The 18,236-nt window shown below is 63.2% G+C and carries 24 protein-coding genes; 18 read left to right on the top strand and 6 right to left on the bottom strand.

From position 1 onward, the window contains the following. Nucleotides 1–262: 262 nt before the first annotated feature. The 3 genes from SGR02S_RS11860 to SGR02S_RS11850 all read left to right on the top strand — a co-directional run bounded on the left by SGR02S_RS11860 (nt 263) and on the right by SGR02S_RS11850 (nt 1,769). The gene (locus tag SGR02S_RS11860; protein ID WP_067109820.1) at nt 263–736 is read left to right on the top strand and encodes an Hsp20 family protein; all 474 of its coding nucleotides are present in this window, start codon (nt 263–265) and stop codon (nt 734–736) included. Between the two features lie 84 nt (nt 737–820). Continuing rightward, the gene (locus SGR02S_RS11855; RefSeq protein WP_067109818.1) at nt 821–1,342 is read left to right on the top strand and encodes an Hsp20/alpha crystallin family protein; all 522 of its coding nucleotides are present in this window, start codon (nt 821–823) and stop codon (nt 1,340–1,342) included. Between the two features lie 4 nt (nt 1,343–1,346). Beyond that, a complete protein-coding gene (locus SGR02S_RS11850) occupies nt 1,347–1,769 on the top strand; it encodes an NADH dehydrogenase ubiquinone Fe-S protein 4 (RefSeq protein ID WP_255211461.1) in 423 nt (140 codons plus the stop codon). Nucleotides 1,770–1,784: 15 nt separating this feature from the next. On the opposite strand, the gene SGR02S_RS11845 is transcribed toward SGR02S_RS11850, so the two are convergent. The 4 genes from SGR02S_RS11845 to SGR02S_RS11835 all read right to left on the bottom strand — a co-directional run bounded on the left by SGR02S_RS11845 (nt 1,785) and on the right by SGR02S_RS11835 (nt 2,995). After that, on the bottom strand, nt 1,785–2,075 hold the full coding sequence (locus SGR02S_RS11845; RefSeq protein ID WP_242003410.1) for a hypothetical protein: 291 nt from the start codon (nt 2,073–2,075) through the stop codon (nt 1,785–1,787). 72 nt (nt 2,076–2,147) lie between these two features. After that, nucleotides 2,148–2,387: a hypothetical protein gene (locus tag SGR02S_RS11840; RefSeq protein WP_067109808.1), complete on the bottom strand. Its 240-nt coding sequence runs from the start codon at nt 2,385–2,387 to the stop codon at nt 2,148–2,150. Between the two features lie 253 nt (nt 2,388–2,640). Then, on the bottom strand, nt 2,641–2,796 hold the full coding sequence (locus SGR02S_RS20720; RefSeq protein ID WP_311768329.1) for a hypothetical protein: 156 nt from the start codon (nt 2,794–2,796) through the stop codon (nt 2,641–2,643). A 16-nt stretch (nt 2,797–2,812) separates the two neighbouring features. Then, nucleotides 2,813–2,995 (bottom strand): DUF3008 family protein, encoded by a 183-nt coding sequence (locus tag SGR02S_RS11835; protein WP_067109805.1) that lies wholly within the window; start codon nt 2,993–2,995, stop codon nt 2,813–2,815. Between the two features lie 349 nt (nt 2,996–3,344). Between SGR02S_RS11835 and SGR02S_RS11830 the strand changes: the two genes are divergently transcribed. The 3 genes from SGR02S_RS11830 to SGR02S_RS11825 all read left to right on the top strand — a co-directional run bounded on the left by SGR02S_RS11830 (nt 3,345) and on the right by SGR02S_RS11825 (nt 4,313). Further along, a complete protein-coding gene (locus SGR02S_RS11830) occupies nt 3,345–3,581 on the top strand; it encodes a hypothetical protein (RefSeq protein WP_255211460.1) in 237 nt (78 codons plus the stop codon). 72 nt (nt 3,582–3,653) lie between these two features. After that, complete coding sequence (locus SGR02S_RS19625) at nt 3,654–3,908, top strand: type II toxin-antitoxin system Phd/YefM family antitoxin (RefSeq protein ID WP_082797110.1); 255 nt, start codon at nt 3,654–3,656, stop codon at nt 3,906–3,908. Beyond that, nucleotides 3,909–4,313 (top strand): type II toxin-antitoxin system VapC family toxin, encoded by a 405-nt coding sequence (locus SGR02S_RS11825; protein WP_067109802.1) that lies wholly within the window; start codon nt 3,909–3,911, stop codon nt 4,311–4,313. Between the two features lie 196 nt (nt 4,314–4,509). On the opposite strand, the gene SGR02S_RS11820 is transcribed toward SGR02S_RS11825, so the two are convergent. Beyond that, complete coding sequence (locus SGR02S_RS11820; RefSeq protein ID WP_218000133.1) at nt 4,510–5,295, bottom strand: TetR/AcrR family transcriptional regulator; 786 nt, start codon at nt 5,293–5,295, stop codon at nt 4,510–4,512. 9 nt (nt 5,296–5,304) lie between these two features. Between SGR02S_RS11820 and SGR02S_RS11815 the strand changes: the two genes are divergently transcribed. Continuing rightward, a complete protein-coding gene (locus tag SGR02S_RS11815) occupies nt 5,305–6,267 on the top strand; it encodes a homocysteine S-methyltransferase family protein (RefSeq protein WP_217632807.1) in 963 nt (320 codons plus the stop codon). A gap of 32 nt (nt 6,268–6,299) precedes the next feature. Further along, on the top strand, nt 6,300–7,124 hold the full coding sequence (locus SGR02S_RS11810) for a class I SAM-dependent methyltransferase (RefSeq protein WP_067109796.1): 825 nt from the start codon (nt 6,300–6,302) through the stop codon (nt 7,122–7,124). Between the two features lie 31 nt (nt 7,125–7,155). On the opposite strand, the gene SGR02S_RS20070 is transcribed toward SGR02S_RS11810, so the two are convergent. After that, nucleotides 7,156–7,644, bottom strand: a complete 489-nt coding sequence (locus SGR02S_RS20070) for a hypothetical protein (RefSeq protein WP_156483062.1) — start codon at nt 7,642–7,644, stop codon at nt 7,156–7,158. 279 nt (nt 7,645–7,923) lie between these two features. On the opposite strand from SGR02S_RS20070, the gene SGR02S_RS11800 reads away from it, so the two are divergent. The 10 genes from SGR02S_RS11800 to SGR02S_RS11755 all read left to right on the top strand — a co-directional run. After that, a complete protein-coding gene (locus SGR02S_RS11800) occupies nt 7,924–8,982 on the top strand; it encodes an AI-2E family transporter (protein ID WP_067109789.1) in 1,059 nt (352 codons plus the stop codon). Between the two features lie 413 nt (nt 8,983–9,395). Continuing rightward, nucleotides 9,396–10,736: a ferredoxin reductase family protein gene (locus tag SGR02S_RS11795; RefSeq protein WP_067109786.1), complete on the top strand. Its 1,341-nt coding sequence runs from the start codon at nt 9,396–9,398 to the stop codon at nt 10,734–10,736. Nucleotides 10,737–10,811: 75 nt separating this feature from the next. After that, nucleotides 10,812–11,213 (top strand): hypothetical protein, encoded by a 402-nt coding sequence (locus tag SGR02S_RS11790; RefSeq protein ID WP_174521655.1) that lies wholly within the window; start codon nt 10,812–10,814, stop codon nt 11,211–11,213. Nucleotides 11,214–11,277: 64 nt separating this feature from the next. Continuing rightward, nucleotides 11,278–13,422, top strand: a complete 2,145-nt coding sequence (locus tag SGR02S_RS11785) for a TonB-dependent receptor (protein WP_067109782.1) — start codon at nt 11,278–11,280, stop codon at nt 13,420–13,422. 3 nt (nt 13,423–13,425) lie between these two features. After that, on the top strand, nt 13,426–14,127 hold the full coding sequence (locus SGR02S_RS20580) for a TonB family protein (protein ID WP_237365942.1): 702 nt from the start codon (nt 13,426–13,428) through the stop codon (nt 14,125–14,127). 78 nt (nt 14,128–14,205) lie between these two features. After that, nucleotides 14,206–14,907: a VIT1/CCC1 transporter family protein gene (locus tag SGR02S_RS11775; RefSeq protein WP_067109776.1), complete on the top strand. Its 702-nt coding sequence runs from the start codon at nt 14,206–14,208 to the stop codon at nt 14,905–14,907. A gap of 166 nt (nt 14,908–15,073) precedes the next feature. Then, the gene (locus SGR02S_RS11770; RefSeq protein ID WP_067109773.1) at nt 15,074–15,751 is read left to right on the top strand and encodes a winged helix-turn-helix domain-containing protein; all 678 of its coding nucleotides are present in this window, start codon (nt 15,074–15,076) and stop codon (nt 15,749–15,751) included. Then, a complete protein-coding gene (locus SGR02S_RS11765) occupies nt 15,748–16,764 on the top strand; it encodes a sensor histidine kinase (protein WP_067109769.1) in 1,017 nt (338 codons plus the stop codon). Before SGR02S_RS11770 ends, SGR02S_RS11765 begins: the two co-directional genes overlap by 4 nt. Nucleotides 16,765–16,817: 53 nt before the next feature. After that, nucleotides 16,818–17,942 carry an efflux RND transporter periplasmic adaptor subunit gene (locus SGR02S_RS11760; RefSeq protein WP_020819431.1) on the top strand — a complete coding sequence of 375 codons (1,125 nt, stop codon included), beginning with the start codon at nt 16,818–16,820 and terminating at the stop codon, nt 17,940–17,942. Nucleotides 17,943–17,951: 9 nt separating this feature from the next. Then, nucleotides 17,952–18,236: efflux RND transporter permease subunit (locus SGR02S_RS11755; RefSeq protein ID WP_156483061.1), on the top strand; the 285-nt coding region annotated here is incomplete at its 3' end.

The following is an 18,236-nucleotide window of genomic DNA, read 5'->3' as shown; positions in this document are numbered from 1 at the left end:
GGCATAGGCGGCGGAGCCGAGGGATCGGCTCCGCCATTGCGCCAGGAGACGCGACCCGCATCGCGGTGTTTCGAGACCAAAGCTGAGACTGCGATCACAGGTCCGCCTCGACCAGCAAAAAAACCTCTTGAAACCCGAATTGGCCTTACTAGCTAAATCATACCGGGCGCCGCTGTTCGGGTCCGGCTGGACATAGAGGGCGCCGGCTCTTTCTGTTCCGGCGCAGTTCATGCCCAGATCGCTTCATTAGGAGGATTTGGAAATGAGAACCGCATTTGACTTCACACCCTATCGGCGTTCGACGGTCGGTTTCGATCGCCTGTTCAACCTGCTCGAGGCAGGGGCTCGCGAGGATGACGGCTATCCGCCCTTCGACATCCTGAAGGATGGCGAGGACAGCTACCGCATCACGCTCGCGGTCGCGGGCTTCCGACCCGAAGATATCGAGGTCGTCGCCCAGCAGAACCTGCTCACCGTCACCGGCACGCGTGCCGAGGACGACGGCCAGGGGGAATATCTGCACCGCGGCATCGCGGCGCGTGCATTCGAGCGGCGCTTCCAGCTTGCGGACTTCATCGAGGCCGGCGATGCCCGCTTCGAGAACGGTCTGCTCTCGATCGCGCTCAGGCGCGTCGTCCCCGAGGCCATGAAGCCCCGCAAGATCGCGATCGCCGGCAGCACGACTGCCAACGACCGCATCGAGGCGCCCAAGGACAAGGCCCGCGAAGCGGCCTGATCCTTGACCCACGGTTTGCCGGTCCCGCCTTTTTGGCGGGCCGGCAGGCCACGATCCATTCCAGCCAGAAAGGAGATGACCATCATGGCCATTCGTGATCTCATACCCTGGAGCCGGCAGGAAAACCGGCTTCCCGTTCCGGTCAGCGCCAAGCGCGACCAGGAGCCCGACCATCACCCGCTGCTGTCGCTGCACCGCGAGGTGAACCGCCTGTTCGACGATGTCTTCCGCGGCTTCGGCATACCCGGCTTCGGCGGTGTCGGCCGTGACCTTGCCTGGCCGCATGTCGAGCTTGGCGAGACCGACACGGAGATCCGCGTTACCGCCGAACTTCCCGGTCTCGACGAGAAGGACGTCGATATCACCGTCGAGGACGGCGTCCTGACGCTGCGCGGCGAGAAGCGCGCGCAGGTCGAGGACAAGGAGCGCGGCTATTCGGAGCGGAGCTATGGTCGCTTCGAACGTCGCATCGGCCTGCCGCAGGGCATCGACCGCGACAAGGCGGCGGCGACCTTCAAGAACGGCGTGCTGACCGTCACGCTACCCAGGTCGGAGGCGGCGAACGAGAATGTTCGCCGGATTCCGGTCAATGGCAAGGCGGCTTGACGACATGGCCCGGGACCTGCGTCCTGGGCCGCTCGCCAATGACTATCAGCGCCTTTCGTCTTGGGGGAGCGCATTTCCCGCAGACGCCGAGGCGATTGTCGAACCGCTCCCGGTGGCCGCCAACCAGGGTGGCCGCCGGAATCGCGGATGGCGGGTCCGCTTCAAGGCGCGCTGGGCACCCACGATCGATCCGCTGACGGGCTGGACAGGCGGCGGTGATCCGCTGGAAACGATCGAGCTGCGGTTTCCCGATCGCGAGTCGGCCGAGAATTATTGTGCACGCGAGGGCCTGGCTTTCCGCTGCGTTCGCCATTCTTCCCGTCTGCCCAATGGGCCGCGTCTCCCCGCCGACCCGGCGCCGATGCTGTGCTGCTGGCCGTCCGGCCCGCATGCGCTTTGCTGCGGCGCTTATCCGATCGCGGCGTAGCGCCGCAACTGTGCGTCACTTCGCGTCGATAGCTCCATCGAGCGCGGCGAGCACCCGGTTGATCATGGCCGCGTTGCTCGCCGCCTTCGGCAATTCTCGCCGCGCGAAAATCTGCAATCGCATCACGTCACGCTGCGGTAGGCGCAAGGTGACGGTCGCCTCGTCAATCTCGTCCAACGGCTTTCCCTGAACCGCTTTCCCCGATCGCACGAAGTGATCGAGCAGGCGCTTGCGATCGGCGAAGGTCCAGCCCAGCGCCTCCAGCTCGGCCGGTGATAGCGACAGCAGCGCCAGCGCGAATTCCATGATGTCGGCAAAGGGCAGACGGATCTGGATGGTCCGGCCGTCGCGCTCGCGCCAGCTGCCTGATGCCTTGGCTCACTGCGTGGCCTGGCCGCCCGAGCGCCCCTTTTGGTCAAGTGTGCGCATGGCCGCGAGCACATCATCGAGGCGGACGGGTTTGTCGAAGCCGGGCGGCTTCCTCAGCGATGGCTGGTTCTCGACCGCCACGCGGTCGGACGCCCAGGATGCGAGGATGGCGCGCTTCACCTCCGGCTCGAGGCTGGGATGCTTGGCGATATCAAAAGGGTGAAGAAATCGGGAAACAGGCTGCGACATGATGGGCCTCCTTTCGTTTCAGGTCGCTGCATTGATCCAGGGCCGACGGGGTCGGCCTAACAAGATTTGGAATTGATCAGCGCTCTATCAAGAGGCGTTGGGAAGGTTGTCGAACCATTCAGCGTAAGGCGCGGTCCGCGCCATATGTCGATTGAAATCCGGGGCGCCGTCACTCCACCAGACCGGCCCGCGTTCACCTAGCGCGCGCTTTGCTTCATCGACTGACGCATGGGCATCAGCCTCGGCCTCAGCGTCACCCACGCTTGGCGACGCCTACAGCTCGCCGCGCCGTCATCAGCTCCTTGACCAGCCGGTGGCGCGTATCGGGGTGGAGCGACGGGTTCGACATTCGCCACAGCCGTCCGCGCACAACGAAATAGCGTCCGTCCGGCGTAACGGGATAATCCATGATTGCGCGAAGGCGCTCAGCCTTTCTTGGCCGGCAGTCCCTTGCGCTTGGTGCTCGCAAACTCCTCGAGCTGATTCTCCGTCATGGATTCCTCCATCTGCTTGGACGCCCCCTTGAGCTTGGATTTCGGCTGTTCGCCGCGCTTTGCAGCGAGCGCGGCGCCGGCGGCTTTCTGCTGGGCCTTTGACGTGGCGGGCATGGGCAGTCTCCTTCGCGTGATTCAACGCGCGAACGGTCAACGCGTTGCCCCGGTAGCGAGGAGGCGACCGTCATCGTCATTTCCGGTTCAGGCTTTCATCCTCTTGCTGGAGCCGGGGCGGCTGCTCCTTTCGCGGGACCTGACGCGCTGGCGCGGCTCCAGATCGAGCCTGTGTGCGAGGCCGCTGCGGACTTGTGGCCCGAAATCGGGCGCGAATTTATCGACTGCCCAACCCATGAGGGTCTGTCAGACCTTTAGGGAGCAACAACACTGAGCCTGTCGCCACATGATCATTTGCATCCCACAAGGGAGATCAGCATGTCCGCTCCAACCCATTTCGTTCACGTCTATGCCACCGTCCGCGTCAAAACTGGGCGTTACCGCCCATGGTCAGAATGAAGCGATGAAGGAGGCTGATCGCCTTCTCTTTGCCAACGGTTTTGGCGTTCGCCTAATCCCAGGTGCTGCAGGCGTGCTTGAGGCGGACTATGCCGAAGAGGTGTCCGGCTATCTTGTCGACGAGGCGGGCGACCACGAATATCACCGGAGCCGGGTCTATGCTGCCGATGGTGAGCCCGTTTCCTGAAATATAACCCGCGGGGCGGTCTTGAATATGACCAAAGACTAGTCATATAACTAGTCTGTTAGGAGAATTGAGATGAAGTCGTGGCCTGTACAGGATGCCAAAGCACGCTTCAGCGAATTGCTGGCGGCTTGTGCCGCACAGGGCCCGCAAATGGTCACCAAGCGAGGTGTCGAAACGGCGGTGCTCGTGCCTGCGGCCGAATGGCATCGAATTCAACAACGCTCGCGCCCCACGCTTAAGCAATTGCTCCTTTCGGATCGTGAACGCGGCGACCTTGCGATTCCTGCCCGGGGTGCCCGTAAGCGCCGCGTTGCCAAAGCATTGTAGATGTTCCTTCTCGACACCAACATCGTCTCGGAGCTTCGTCGTGCTCGTCCCCACGGCGCCGTGCTTGCCTGGCTGGAAGCCCAGGAGGATGCCGACCTTTACCTTTCGGCGGTCACCTTGGGAGAGATTCAGGCCGGCATCGAGATTACGCGGACGCAGGATCCACTTCGGGCGGCGCAGATCGAAGCCTGGGCTGATGAACTGGCGTCGGTATGGAACATCTTGTCTGCCGACGTGGCGATCTTCAGGCTCTGGGCGAAGCTCATGCATCGCCAACCAGACCATCTTTATGAGGACGCGCTGATCGCAGCGACCGCGCAGATCCACAACCTCACTGTCGTCACGCGCAACACAACTGATTTCACGGCCTTTGGAGTGCCGCTATTCAATCCGTTCGGATCGTGACCTGCAAGCCTTGATCCTGTCGCATACGCAGCGCCTGGCCAGCCTCCATAGAACACGTTGTCGCCCAGATCCTTCATCTCGAGAATCTCTAGATCGGGTCTCCCTTCGGGTTGCTTGTGGACGTGCACCTGGGTGACTTCGCCATTCCCGAACAAAAGAGAGAACCTGACTGGAGGCTATCCATTACCCGCTCAGATCAGTTGTCAAGAAACAGGCGCCGTACCATCGACCGATGAAGCATTGCCTGCCGCTCCAAAATCGAAGGGTCGGCCAAGGCCCGCTGCATGATGATGCTGCCATCGGCGATGACGGTCATCTGGTCGGCGAGGTCGGAGATGTCTACTGCGACGCGCGGCGGATGCACCGGGACGATCTCTTCCAGCCAGCGCAGGAACCGTGCGCGCCATGCCAGCATTCCCTCCCGATTGAGGCGCACCACGGTCTCGTCGAACAGCCGGTCCTGGTAGGTCAGCGTGGAGACGATGCAGCCCGGATGCTGCGCGATCATGTCGCGGACCATTTCCGAATATAGTTTCAGGAAGATCAGGAAGGCGTGCAGGGGATCGTCATGAAGTTCCCTCGCCCGAACCTCGAGCTGGTCCAGCACGATCTCGCTCTCCGCCAGATAGCGTTCGAGCAACTGACGCGCGAGATCATTCTTGTCCTTGAAATGATAAAAGAATCCGCTCTTGGTAATCCCGGCCGCCTCGACCAGTTCCTCGATCGACGTCGCGGCGAAGCCCTTCTGGATGATCGCGTCATAGGCAAAGTCGAGCAGCCGCTCGTGCGTTTGCGACCGTTTGCGGGTCGACAACTGTACCGAAGGTAGAGTTTGCCGGGGCGCGGCAGGGCACATGGCAGTCACTCGGGTGATGTCGCGGATGCACTTTGTTAGCATATACCGGGCCTTACCGCCATTCGACCATAGCTGACCCTGTGCCCGGTAGATTGGCCGGATTGCCGCGCGTAAAATTGGGCGCATAACAGGATAATGGAGTGGATCATGCGCCCTCATACCCTTTCACCGCTTCCGCCATTCGACCGGCTGTTCCTCACCGATGCGGGCCTCGAAACGGATCTCATCTATAATCACGGCATCGACCTGCCGTTTTTCGCGTCGATCTCGCTTCTGCGGACCGAAAGCGGCCGGCAGGCGTTGAAGGACTATTACCGGCCTTATCTGGAACTGGCGGCGCGGCATGGCGCGGGCTTCGTGCTGGAGAGCGTGAGCTGGCGTGCAAGCCCCGACTGGGCAGTGCCATTGGGCCTGACGCCAGCGGAACTCGATGCCCTGAATGTCGCCTCGGTCGATCTGCTGCATGAATTGCGTGACGCGTTTGAACCCCATGGCTTCCCCATATTGGTGAGCGGATGCATGGGGCCTCGGGGAGACGGTTATGATCCGGGCCGGATCATGAGCCGCATCGAGGCAGAGGACTATCATAGCCATCAGGCCGCGATCCTGTCTTCCGCCCGGCCGGACATGCTGTCGGCGTTCACGATGAACAATGTGAACGAGGCGATCGGCATCACCCGCGCAGCGGCGGCTACTGCCCGGCCGTTCGTCCTGTCCTTCACGGTCGAAACCGATGGGCGCCTGCCGACAGGCGATCCGCTCGGCGCCGCCATTGAGGTGGTTGACGCGGCGACCGAGGACTATCCCGCCTATTACATGATCAACTGCGCACATCCGGAGCATTTCGCGACGACGTTGGATGAGGACGCGGATTGGGTGGCGCGCATCCGGGGCATCCGGGCGAATGCATCGCGCTGCAGCCATGCCGAACTCGACGCGATGACCGCGCTGGATGCCGGCGACCCCCGCGACCTCGCGCTGCGCTATCGGGCGTTGCGTGCTCGCCACCCCCAGATACAGGTCCTTGGCGGCTGTTGCGGGACCGATCACCGGCACGTCGAGGCTATCGCCAGCGAGTGCCTGCTGGCCACGAACTGAACCGCCGCCTTCGAAAATGAGAGGTTCTGACCATGACAGATACGATCATCAATCCGAACAGGGCATTGTGGGAGAAGGGTGATTTCACCCGCCTCGCCGCAACCATGCGGGACAGCGGAGACGCGCTCATCGCCACATTGGATGTTGGCCCCGGGATGGACGTCCTCGATCTTGGTTGCGGCGACGGGACAACCGCCCTGCCATCCGCGCGGCGAGGCGCCAGGGTTCTTGGCGTCGACATCGCCTCGAACCTGGTTGCGGCAGGCATTCGTCGCGCCCGTGAAGCGGGACTGGACAATCTTCATTTCCAGCAGGGCGACGCTTCGTCGCTCGATGATCTCTCCGACGGGCGTTTCGATCTGGTGGTCAGCATGTTTGGCGCGATGTTCGCCCCCAGGCCGTTCGACACTGCGCGCGAGATGGTGCGCGTGACCCGCTCGGGCGGACGCATCGTCATGGGCAACTGGATACCCGGGGACCCGACGCTCGTCGCCCGTATCCTGCAGATCTGCGCCGCCTACACCCCGCCACCGCCGGAAGGCTTCGTCAGCCCGATCAGCTGGGGGCTGGAAGATCAGGTCAACGAGCGCTTCGGCGCGGCGGGCATCGGTCGGGAAAACATCGCCTGCGAGCGTGCGACTTACACGTTCCGCTATGCAGGGCCGTCATCGGCGTTCCTGTCCGTGTTTCGCGATTATTACGGCCCGACCATGAACGCGTTCGACGCGGCCGATAAGGATGGCCGGCGCGACGATCTGCAGGCGGAACTGGAAAAGCTTTTCGCCAGCGAAAATCGCGGCGGCGCAGACTCAACGGAAATCCCCGCGACCTACCTCAAGGTGACAGTCCGAGTCTGAAATGACGAGTTGTGGCCGACCCAGGGCCTGCTCAGGCGAAAGCCTGATCCGCTGCCCCTCCGCATGAGGTGCGGGCATTGCCTTTGGCGCGTTCGGGAGACGCAAGGAAGATGGGCGCGTGACAAGCCGATGGACTAAAGTGGCCGATGTCCCTGCCAAGCACGCGCCGTATCAGGATCCGTGTCGAACGCAGCGCAACATGCAGTGGCCCCGCAAGGCCGGGATTGGCGGCTTTTTCTCTTGCGGGCAGGGCATTTGTCTCGAGCAGCGTGAACAGGCGCCTTTCGTCTTCAGTGAGATCGGCTCTGGCCGGCTCACCGGCACGAAAACGCTGACCCAACCAGGCCTCATGAACGGCGAGCAAGGCGGCAATGGCGGGGGCGAGAAATCCGGCATGATGGGTTTCGAGTCGGGCAAACAAGGTCGGGAGGACCGGCCGCTGGCGGTCAATCGCCTCACGCCAACAACGCACCGCATCGACGACGAGCGATTCGGGAGCCCAAGGGGCTGCGGCGATCATGGGACTCGCGTGGAACAAGGCGACCTCCTATCGTAAGATCCCCTGTTTCTGATTGCTCCGGTCAATAAGCTAGGACGGTCATGTTGCAGCGGCAAGACAATGTGTCATTGCGCTGCGGCGGGCTGGTGGTCAGGCTCGCCGTGATGTCCCGACTGCCTGGCTGTCGTCACGTTTTCATTCCCTGCGAGGATGTCGGGACGTCGCACATTATTCCTTGATCAGCGGTGCACGTCGGTCGTGTACTGTTCGACGTGTCTTTACCGTCCGAGGGCAAATATCATGCGACTTCACAGCTTTGTTTTCGGATTGGTCGTCGTTGCCGTGTCGGCGGCGTTTCTGTGGGTGATCAGCCCTTATGCGGGCGCTGTCCTGTGGGGCGTTATCTTCGCGATCATGTTCATCGGCATGAAGGAGCGCCTGTCGGCCCGTTTTGGCGGTCGGGATGGCCTGGCGTCGCTCTTGACGCTGCTCGTCATCATCGCGCTGGTGATCGTTCCGTCGATCCTGCTGGCCTCGCTCGTCCTCAACGAAGCAGTTCATGCGTATCAGAATGTCTCCGCCAGCGGGTTTAACCCCAACGGCTTCGTTGAGAAGGTTCTTGCGGCCGCACCGGACTGGGCCCAACCGATGTTGCAGTCGGCCTTGGGCGGGGCGTCTGACGCGGCCGGGACGATATCCCGGGTTCTGACCGGCGCCTTGTCGTCACTGTCGTCCGCGGCCTTGAGCCTCGGTCAATCGGCGGCCGCTCTGGTCATTGCCTTCGGCGTCACGCTCTACCTCACCTTTTTTCTGCTCAGGGATGGGCGAAGCCTCGCCGAAAAGATCGCGACGACCGTACCGCTCGATCGCGAGTTCTATGATGCCCTGAGCGAGCGTTTCGTCCAGGTCATCAGGGCGATGATCAAGGGATCGCTTGTCGTCGCCGTGGCCCAGGGCATGATCGGGGGCGTGGTTTTTGCTCTGTTGGGTATTCCCGGAGCGGCCTTGTGGGGCACGCTGATGGGCGCGATGTCGTTGATCCCCGCAGTGGGGACGGGAATAGTCTGGGTTCCGGTTGCGCTGTACCTGCTTTTCACCGGATCGATAACGGAAGGGCTGATCCTGATTGCCTGCGGCGCCCTCATCATCAGCACGGTCGACAATGTGCTGCGTCCGATCCTCGTCGGCCGGGAAACCAAAATGCCCGATCCGCTGATCCTGATTTCGACGCTCGGCGGTATCGCGGTCGCCGGCTTCAACGGGCTCATTATCGGTCCCGTCATCGCCGCCATGTTCATCACCGTCTGGAGCATGGCCGGCAAGGCGGCGGATCATGTCCGGCGCAACGAGTCCCCCTGATCGACATAGTCGTCAGCTCCCTCATCGATCAGACGGCCTAAGCTCTGCACGGTGGTGTATTTTCGCGCTTATGCCGAGGAAGGAGCCAAGGGTACACCTTCGCCTCATTGGCTGATCTTTGGCGATGGACTCGAGAGCTGATCCCGATCTCAAAGAGGAAGATCGCCCCCTGAAGGCATGAGGTCGGAAAGCGTCATCCAGCCTGGGCCTGAATATGCGGCGTTGTCACGCTGAGAGGCCTGACAATATCGAATATCGGGTAATGCTCGTCAGGTTCCCGTCAGATTTGGCGGCGATGTTCGCATGCGCCGAGCAAGACGCCCCTGGCTTCTTGTCCGAAATCAATCCCAAAGCTGGCCCGATCGCTACAGGGTGAAGTGAACAATTGGCACAAAGGCCGGGCAAGGATCAAAATGCGCAACCTGCGACTTACATTCTGGGGCCTGGCCGCCATGGTCACCCTGTTGTGGCTTTTGGCGGACCTTTCCGTATTCCGGTCATCCGGCTTTTTCGCGATCCGCAACGCAGCGGTGCAGTATAGCGGTGTCCTGGCGATCATCTGCATGAGCGTCGCGATGATCCTCGCCATCCGCCCGCGCTGGCCTGAGCATTGGCTGGGCGGGCTGGACAAGATGTATCGGATCCACAAATGGCTCGGCATTGCGGCACTGGTCACGGCAATCGTTCACTGGCTGTGGGCGAAGGGTCCGAAATGGGCCGTGGGATGGGGCTGGCTCGAACGACCGTCGCGTGGCCCGCAACCGCCCGCAAGCAATCCTGTCGAAGCCCTGTTCGCCAATCTCCGCCACACGGCGGAGGGCCTGGGCGAGTGGGCCTTTTATGCCGTGGTTGCGCTGATCGCGGTCGCGCTCATCCAGCGTATTCCCTACAGCTTCTTCTACCGGACGCATCGGTTTCTGGCGCTGGTCTATCTCGTTCTGGTCTTCCACGCCGTGGTCCTGACGACGTTCGGTTACTGGATGTCTCCGTTCGGCCTCACGCTGGCGGTGCTGCTTTCCTACGGTACATGGGCGGCGATACTCGTTCTGTTGCGCCGCGCAGGCCGGAACCGGCAGGTGTCGGGCAGGATCACCGCCATCCATTATTATCCGGGCGTGCGGGCGCTCGAGACCACGCTCGACGTGGAGCAGGGGTGGCCGGGCCACCGACCCGGCCAGTTCGCCTTTGCCGTGTCGGACCCGGCCGAAGGACCGCACCCCTATACCATCGCGTCCGCCTGGAGCGAGCAGGAGCGGCGGATCACCTTCATTGCCAAGGGACTGGGGGATCATACGCGCCGCCTGCCCGAAAAACTGCATGTCGGCCAGGAGGTCAGGATCGAGGGTCCTTATGGATGCTTCTCATTCGATGACGATTGCGCCCGTCAGATCTGGATCGGCGGCGGTATCGGCATCACGCCGTTCATTGCCCGAATGCAGTATCTGGCCCAGAGCGCCGGTGGAGCGCGCCCGGAAATCGATCTGTTCTACTCCACGGCCGAAGTTGACGAGGAGGCGCTGGACAAGCTGAAAGCGGATGAGGCGGCAGCCCATATTCGCCTGCATGTTCTGATCGATACGCGCGATGGCCGCCTCGATGGCGAACGGATACGCGCTACCGTGCCCGAATGGAGGGAGGCCAGCATCTGGTTTTGCGGCCCCATCGGCTTTGGTGAAATGTTGCGCCGGGACTTCGCAGCGCTGGGCTTCCCCGTGGCGAAGCGTTTCCACCAGGAGCTCTTCGCGATGCGCTAAGCCAAGGCGATATATCCAAAAAATACGACTTGTCATCTCGACATCAGCAGAGCCGATTCCTAGAGAACCCTTCCCGTGACCACGCTTCGTTCCTTCCTTGCCCGGCATCGCTGGCTGGCCGTCTGGCTGGCCGGCGCTGCGCTCATGATGAAGGTGCTGGTGCCGGCCGGGTTCATGCCGACCGTCTCGTCCGGTGCGATATTGGTCCAGCTCTGCTCGGGCCAGGGTCTGCAGACGGCCATGCTGGAGATCCCCGGTCAATCCGGCGATCACGATCCTGCGGATCACAAGCAGGCCGAAATGCCTTGCGCTTTCTCGGGTCTGTCGTCGCCGGCGCTCGCCGCCGCCGATCCGGTCCTGCTGGCGCTCGCCATCGCCTTCATCCTGGCGATGGGCTTTCTTGCCGTATCTTTCGTGCTGCCCTCTGCCTCGCCATTCCTGCGTCCTCCGCCAATAGGACCGCCAACAGCCGCCTGATCCTCTTCGCTGTTCATTTTTCAACGGCGTGCGGACTGCCGCGCGCCCGGATCAGGATATTTCCATGTCTGTCATTTCCAAAGCCGCAAGCGCGGCTGCAATACTCTATGGCCTGTCGGCCGCGAACGTCTTTGCACAGGACACGCAGGTCCTTCCTTCGATCGAGATCGATTCCGATGATCTTCCTACCGGCCCGGTGTCATCCGAGACCCTGTCACGTGACCGGATCGCGCCGCTGCAATCAGGAACGAGCGATACGACGGCGGTGATCAGCCGCCTGCCTGGGGTCAGCAGCTACAGCGCTGGCGGGTTTTCCGGGCTGCCGGTAATCCGGGGCCTCGAAATCCGTCGGTTGACCGTTCTTGTCGATGGCGTGCCGATCGACATCGCCTGCGCCAACGAGATGAATGCGCCGCTATCCTATACCGGTCCGCAGACGATTGATGCGATCAGCGTCATCACCGGGGTGACGCCGGTCAGCATGGGCGGTGATAGCATCGGCGGGGCGATTTCCGTCGAAACGCAGACACCGCGGTTCGCCAAAGCTGGCGAAACATTACTGACGGGAGAGCTCTCTGCCTTCTATCGCAGCAATGGTGACGGTTTCGGTGGCGCGCTTTCGGTCACGGCGGCAAGCGACCGGCTCAGCCTCAGCTATGCCGGTTCCTTCACCCAGTCCGACAATTACAAAGGCGGCGACCATGACGGCATCGTCCGTTCGACCGAATATAAGAAAACGGACCATGCGCTGAGTCTCGCCGCGCAAACCGATATCGGCCTGTTCGAGCTGAAGGGCGGCTATCAGTACGCGCCCTATGAGGGCTTTGCGAACCAGTATATGGACATGACTTCCAATAAGTCCTGGTATCTGAACGGCCACTGGAAGGGCGCTTTCGACTGGGGCGATCTGGACCTGCGCGCCTTCTATCGCGACACCGACCATCGGATGAATTTCCTCGCGGACAAGGGCGGCAGCGCAAACGGCGGCATGCCCATGAACACCGAGACGCACAGCGCCGGCTATACGCTCAAGGGCGACATAGTGCTGTCCAGTCGCGACACGCTGCGTCTCGGCAGCGAGTTCCACCACCAATGGCTCAACGACTATTGGCCGGCAGTCGCGGGCAACATGATGATGGGGCCGAACACCTATATCAATATCAACGGCGCGAAGCGCGACCGGCTCGGCACCTTCGCCGAGTGGGAGGCGAAGTGGACGCCGCAAATCACCACGCTGATCGGCGTGCGCAACGATCAGGTCTGGATGAACACCGGCGAGGTCCAGCCCTATTCCACCTCGATGATGAACATGGCCGACGCGATGGCGGCCACCGCGTTCAACGCGGCGGATCGCAAGCGGCATGACAGCAACTGGAGCGCCACGGCTCTTGTCCGTTATGCGCTGAGCGAGCAGGCGACCCTGGAACTGGGCTATGCGCGCAAGAGCCGTTCGCCCACCGTCTATGAACGCTACAGCTGGGGCCGCGGTTCGATGTCGAGCCGGATGATCGGCTGGTTCGGTGATGGCAATGGCTATGTCGGTGATCCCGGCCTGAAGCCCGAACGAGCCGATACCGTGAGCGCCGCGGTCAGTTTGAAAGGCGCCGCCGCCGATGGCTGGTCGCTCAGGATCGCCCCCTTTTATACGCGCGTCCACAATTATATCGACGTCGTGAAGCTGGCTGATTTCACCAATATGATGGGCATGCCGACGGGATTTGTGCAGCTTCGCTTCGCCAACCGCGACGCTGAGCTTTATGGCGTCGATGTCTCGGGATCGCTTGCGCTGTGGCAGTCGTCCTCGGCCGGAACCGCGAAATTGATAGGAACGGCAAGCTGGCTGCGCGGGCGCAATCTGGACGACGGCGGGTCACTCTACCATCAGATGCCGTTCAACGCGACGTTTGCGCTGGAGCACCGGCTTGGCGGCTGGGAAAGTACGGTCGAACTGGCGGTCGTGGCGGACAAGAACCGGGTCGACGCCACGCGCAACGAATCCCGGACGAACGGCTATGCGCTCGTCAACCTTCGCACGGGCTATGCCTGGGGCAAGTATCGGCTGGGCCTGGACGTTCAGAACCTGTTCGACAAGGGCTATGATCTGCCGCTGGGCGGCATGTCGCTCGGCGATTACAAGGCGACCGGCGACTTGCGGCCAGTGCCGGGCCGTGGCCGCTCCTTCAACATCGGCCTGACCGCGAAGTTCTGAGGCATGGCCGCCAGCGCAAAGTTCCGGCTGGCCCCGGCAAGCGATACGAGGGCTTTCGGGTTCCTCGTGTCGCTTGCCCTGCATGCAGGTGTTCTCGCGGCCTATGGCCTGTGGAGCCAAAGTCTGCGCCTTATCCCCGAAAGGCGGGAGGAGCCCGTCACGGTCACGATCATGGCGCTGCCTTCGCTCGAAACCGAACAGCCGTCTGTCCGCCGACCGAAAGCCGCCCCCAGACCGGCAAATCAGGTGACGCCCCCGAATACAACTCCAGCGTCGCGCGAGCGGCAAGGGCCGCGGACACCGCCCGATCGGCCTGTCTCCGATCAGCCTGTCTTGGCGCTACCGGTCGCAGCTTCGCCTCTGCCTGCAAGGCTGAATGTCGCAATGCCGCTTCCAGCCCCCGCTTTGTCGCCGGCCGCGTCTTCAACGGTCAGCACCGCGCGCGAGACCTATATCCGGCGGCTGTGGGCATGGATTGCCGCCAGACGTCCGGCGGGCCTCCACCTTGAGGGCGAGGCGCTGATTTCCTTTTCCATCGGTCCTCGCGGCGATTTGCGCGGACTCTCGCTCGACCGGTCCAGTGGCAACGCGCAGCTTGACCGGCTCGCCCTTCGCACGGTTCGTCTTGCAGCGCCCTTTCCGCGCCCGCCCGAAAGTCTCGATGCGGAAGAACTCGATTTCGCGCTGCCTTTCCATTTCAATTAGCGCTGGAGTTCGCAGCGCGTCAGGATTTGGTCAGCAAATGCGGTCATGGTCTTGCGCCGTCCCCTGGCTGGAGATCCTATGAGCCGCTTGCACATCCACTCCGAACGTCATGCCGTGTCGCGCATTGGCTGGCTCCGGGCGGCGGTTCTTGGCGCCAATGACGGTATCGTTTCCACAGGAAGCCTGATTGTCGGTGTCGCCGCTTCAGGGACGGACCAATCGGGCATTCTCGTTGCCGGCATCGCCGCGCTTGTCGCCGGCGCCATGTCGATGGCTGCCGGCGAATATGTCTCGGTCAGTTCGCAGGCCGATACCGAACAGGCCGACCTGGCCCGCGAAAAGGCCGAACTTGCCACGCAGCCTGGATTCGAGCGGCAGGAACTGGCGGACATCTATACGTCGCGTGGTCTGGAGCCCGAACTTGCGCTCACGGTTGCCGATCAACTCATGGCGAGCGATGCGCTTGGGACGCATGCGCGCGACGAGCTGGGGATTTCCGACATATCGACGGCGCGGCCCCTGCAGGCCGCGTTTACATCCGCCGCGACGTTCAGCGCCGGCGCGATCATGCCGCTGGCGGTGGTTACTGCCGCTTCAGCGCAGCAGTTGATACCGCTCGTGGTCGCGGTTTCGCTTCTGTGCCTCGTCCTGCTTGGCGCGCTCGGCGCGAAAGCCGGCGGTGCACCGGTCATGCGGTCGATCATCCGCGTCACCTTCTGGGGCGCCCTGGCAATGGCGTTGACGGCAGGGGTGGGCAGCCTGTTCGGAGCGACTGTCTGACCCGGTTGTGATCGCTTCCCCGCATTCGTCAGCGCGCCGTCAGCAATCTCTCCTATGGCGGAGCCCAAGGAGACAGGCGATGCTCATGGCACAAATGCGCCACAGCGATATGAGGGATGACGGCCCCGATTGAAAGGATTCAGGCATGGTGGGAGTACGGGCGTAGATGCGCGTCCTTGTGATCGAAGATAATGCTCGCCTTGCGGATCTCACGGTCTCGGGGCTCGAGCGCCGGGGCTTTTCCTGCGACATCGCCGCGTGCCTGTCTGACGCGGACAGCGCGCTGGGCGGCGCGGTCTATGACGCGATCGTGCTCGATCTCGGCCTGCCGGACGGCGATGGTGTCGCCTGGCTGGCGAACCGCCGCCAGTACCGGCAAATGCCGCCCGCGATCATCCAGACCGCACGTGGGGCGCTCGAGGACCGGGTCACAGGGCTTGACGCCGGCGCCGACGATTATGTCGTCAAGCCGGTGGAGATCGACGAATTGGCCGCGCGTATTCGCGCGCTCCTCCGCCGCCCCGGCCCGCGCGGGCAGCCTGTTTTGGAAGCCGGCAACCTCCAGTTTGACACGGCGGCGCGAACGGCGCGCTGCGGGGAATGCGCTATCGATCTGTCGCGCAGGGAAGCGGACCTGCTGGAACTGCTGCTGCGGCGCGCGGGGACCGTCGTCCGTCGTGAGATGATCGAGGACGCGCTCTACAATTTCAATGAGCCGGTGACGCCCAATGCCGTGGAAGCGGCGGTATCCCGCTTGCGCCGGAAGCTGGACGAGGCCGGCGCCACTGGCGCGCTCCACACCATTCGCGGCGTCGGCTATATGCTGAAGGACGTCGCGGCATGACCTATCGGCGCTCCGTGTCGCGTAAGCTTGCCCGGGGGCTTGCGCTCGTCGGCCTTGTCGGCGCCCTGCTGCTGCTCGCGGCGGTGGTCTTTTTCTACAGCCTGACATTCGACGATCTGACGGCGCAGGACGCGCTGATACATGCCGCGCGCGAGATGCTGAAGCATGTCGCGCTGCCCGTGATCGTGCTGATGGTGCCCGTCGCGTTCGTCGTGCGGCGGGTGATCCGGCAGGCTTTCGGCTCGCTTGAGGAAGCCGCAACCGCGATCGAGGCGGCGCGCGGGCATGAACGCGGCTTTCGGATAGATACCTCTCATATGCCGGCCGAAGCCTTGCCGTTCACGGACGCCGTCAACGATCTGCTCGGCCGTCTTGACGAGGCCGCCATGCGCCAGGAAGATTTTGCCGCCGATGTCGCGCATGAACTGCGCACGCCGCTCGCGGTGCTGTCGCTCGAATTTGACCGGCTCGACCATGACGACTCCGCGCGCCTGAAGCATGACGTCGCCGCGATGCGTCGCCTGATCGACCAGCTCATGCTGCTGGCCCAAATTGACGCCGCATCCGCCGCGCAATTCCCGCTGGAATCCGTGTCCCTTGTCGAGATCGCCCGCGATGTCGTCAGCCTTCTGGCGCCAGGCATCATCGCGGAAGGGAAAGCCATCACGCTCGATGCAGGTAGCGGGCATCCCGTGGCGCGGGGCCGGCGCGAAGCGATCGCCGCCGCCTTGCGGAACCTCATCGAGAATGCTGTCCGGGTGACGCCAACCGGGAGCACGGTGACCATAAGGGTTGGCCCAGATCCGGTGATCGCGGTGGGTGACGGCGGAGAGGGCCTGTCGACCGATCGGCTTCGCGAACTTGTGCGGCGGCATAGCCGGGCGGACCATGCCAGCACCAACGGCGCCGGGCTTGGTCTGGCGATCGTTGACCGGATCATGGCGGCGCACGGTGGAGAGCTGACCACCGATCCTGTCGCGCGGGAATTGTCATTGCACTTCCCCGGCGCCTGATCGCATTTTGGCCTCGTCAGGGTCTCGTCAGTTTCGCGCACTAGGCGAAGCCCATGTCGAAGCGGAACTATCTCCTTGCCGGCGTTGCCGTCATTGTGCTGGTGCTTGGTGTCTGGTGGTTTGCCGGATCCGGCACGGCCCCTGAGCCCAGCCTCCAACCCGCTGAAGCCGGGAAAGCGGCGCCGGGCATATTGCCGGTTGATCGCAAACAGGCCGCGCAGCTCGGTATCCGCCTTGTGCCCGCCATCGCCGCGATTGAAGCGCCCATCGCCGTCATTCCGGCGGTGATCCAGCCGCCCGCCAACGCGCGCGTGGCGGTGGCCGCAACGTTTCCCGGCGTGGTCATGCGGACGCTGGTGGTCGAAGGTGATACGGTCCGGCAGGGCCAGCCGCTTGCGATCATTTCCAGCCGCGATGTGTTGACCATGGGGGCCGACCTCACCCGCGCCAATGCGCGGGCGGGCGTGGCGCGGTCGAACGCGGCCCGGCTCTCGCAGCTTGCCCGCGAAGGCATCATCGCTGGCGCGCGCGCCGATGAAGCCAATGCGCTGGCGGCCGAAGCGGGCGCGGATGTCGCCGAAAAGGCGCGCATCCTCAAAATGGTCAATGGCGTGGGCGCGAGCGGCACTTATACGCTGACCGCGCCGATCGCGGGGCGCGTCACGACCGCCAGCGTCCAGACGGGCAATCCGGTGGACGGAACCACCGCGCCTTACGTGATCGACGCCGCCAACCGCTATGAGGTTGTCGGCCAGTTGCCCGAACGGCTCGTCGGCACGGCCCGCCCGGGCATGACCGTATTGATCGAGCCCGACATCGCCGGCCGGGTCACGGCCGTGGGGTCGACGATAGACCCTGCCACCCGCTCGGTCGTTCTCAAGGCCGAGATTCCTGCCGGGCCGGGCATCATCGCCGGCCGCGCGACCAGCATGTCGCTGTCCGGCCCAGCCCCGGCCGGTGCCGTCAGCGTGCCTTCTGGTGCGATCGCCATGATCGGGGACAAGACTATCGTCTTCGTCGCCACTGGCGGCGGATATGCGATCCGCGACGTAACGCTGGGTGGATCTGGGGGCGGTTCCGTCGAGGGACAAACCGTGCTGCTTTCAGGCGTCAGGCCGGGCGAGCAGGTGGTCATTTCCGGCACGAGCGCACTCAAGGCGCTCGCCTTGTCGCGATAGGTCCGGGCCATGTTGCGTTCGCTAGTCGCCGCCTCGCTGTCCTGGCGTCTGCTCGTTCTCGCGCTCGCCCTCGCGGTTGCAGGGCTTGGCGCCTGGGCCTTCGTGACGCTGCCGGTCGATGCCTATCCGAACATCGCCCAGACGCAGGTGAAAGTCATCCTGAAGGCGCCGGGCATGACCCCCGAGGAGGTGGAGAGCCGCGTCATCACGCCGATCGAGATGGAAATGCTCGGTATTCCCGATCAGGCCATCCTGCGATCCACCGCCAAATATGCCATTGCCGACATCACCATA

Source organism: Sphingopyxis granuli NBRC 100800 (assembly GCF_001591045.1).
Lineage (GTDB): Bacteria > Pseudomonadota > Alphaproteobacteria > Sphingomonadales > Sphingomonadaceae > Sphingopyxis > Sphingopyxis granuli.
Note: the sequence above shows the minus strand (reverse complement) of the source record. Positions and strands in the feature narration are given on the sequence as shown.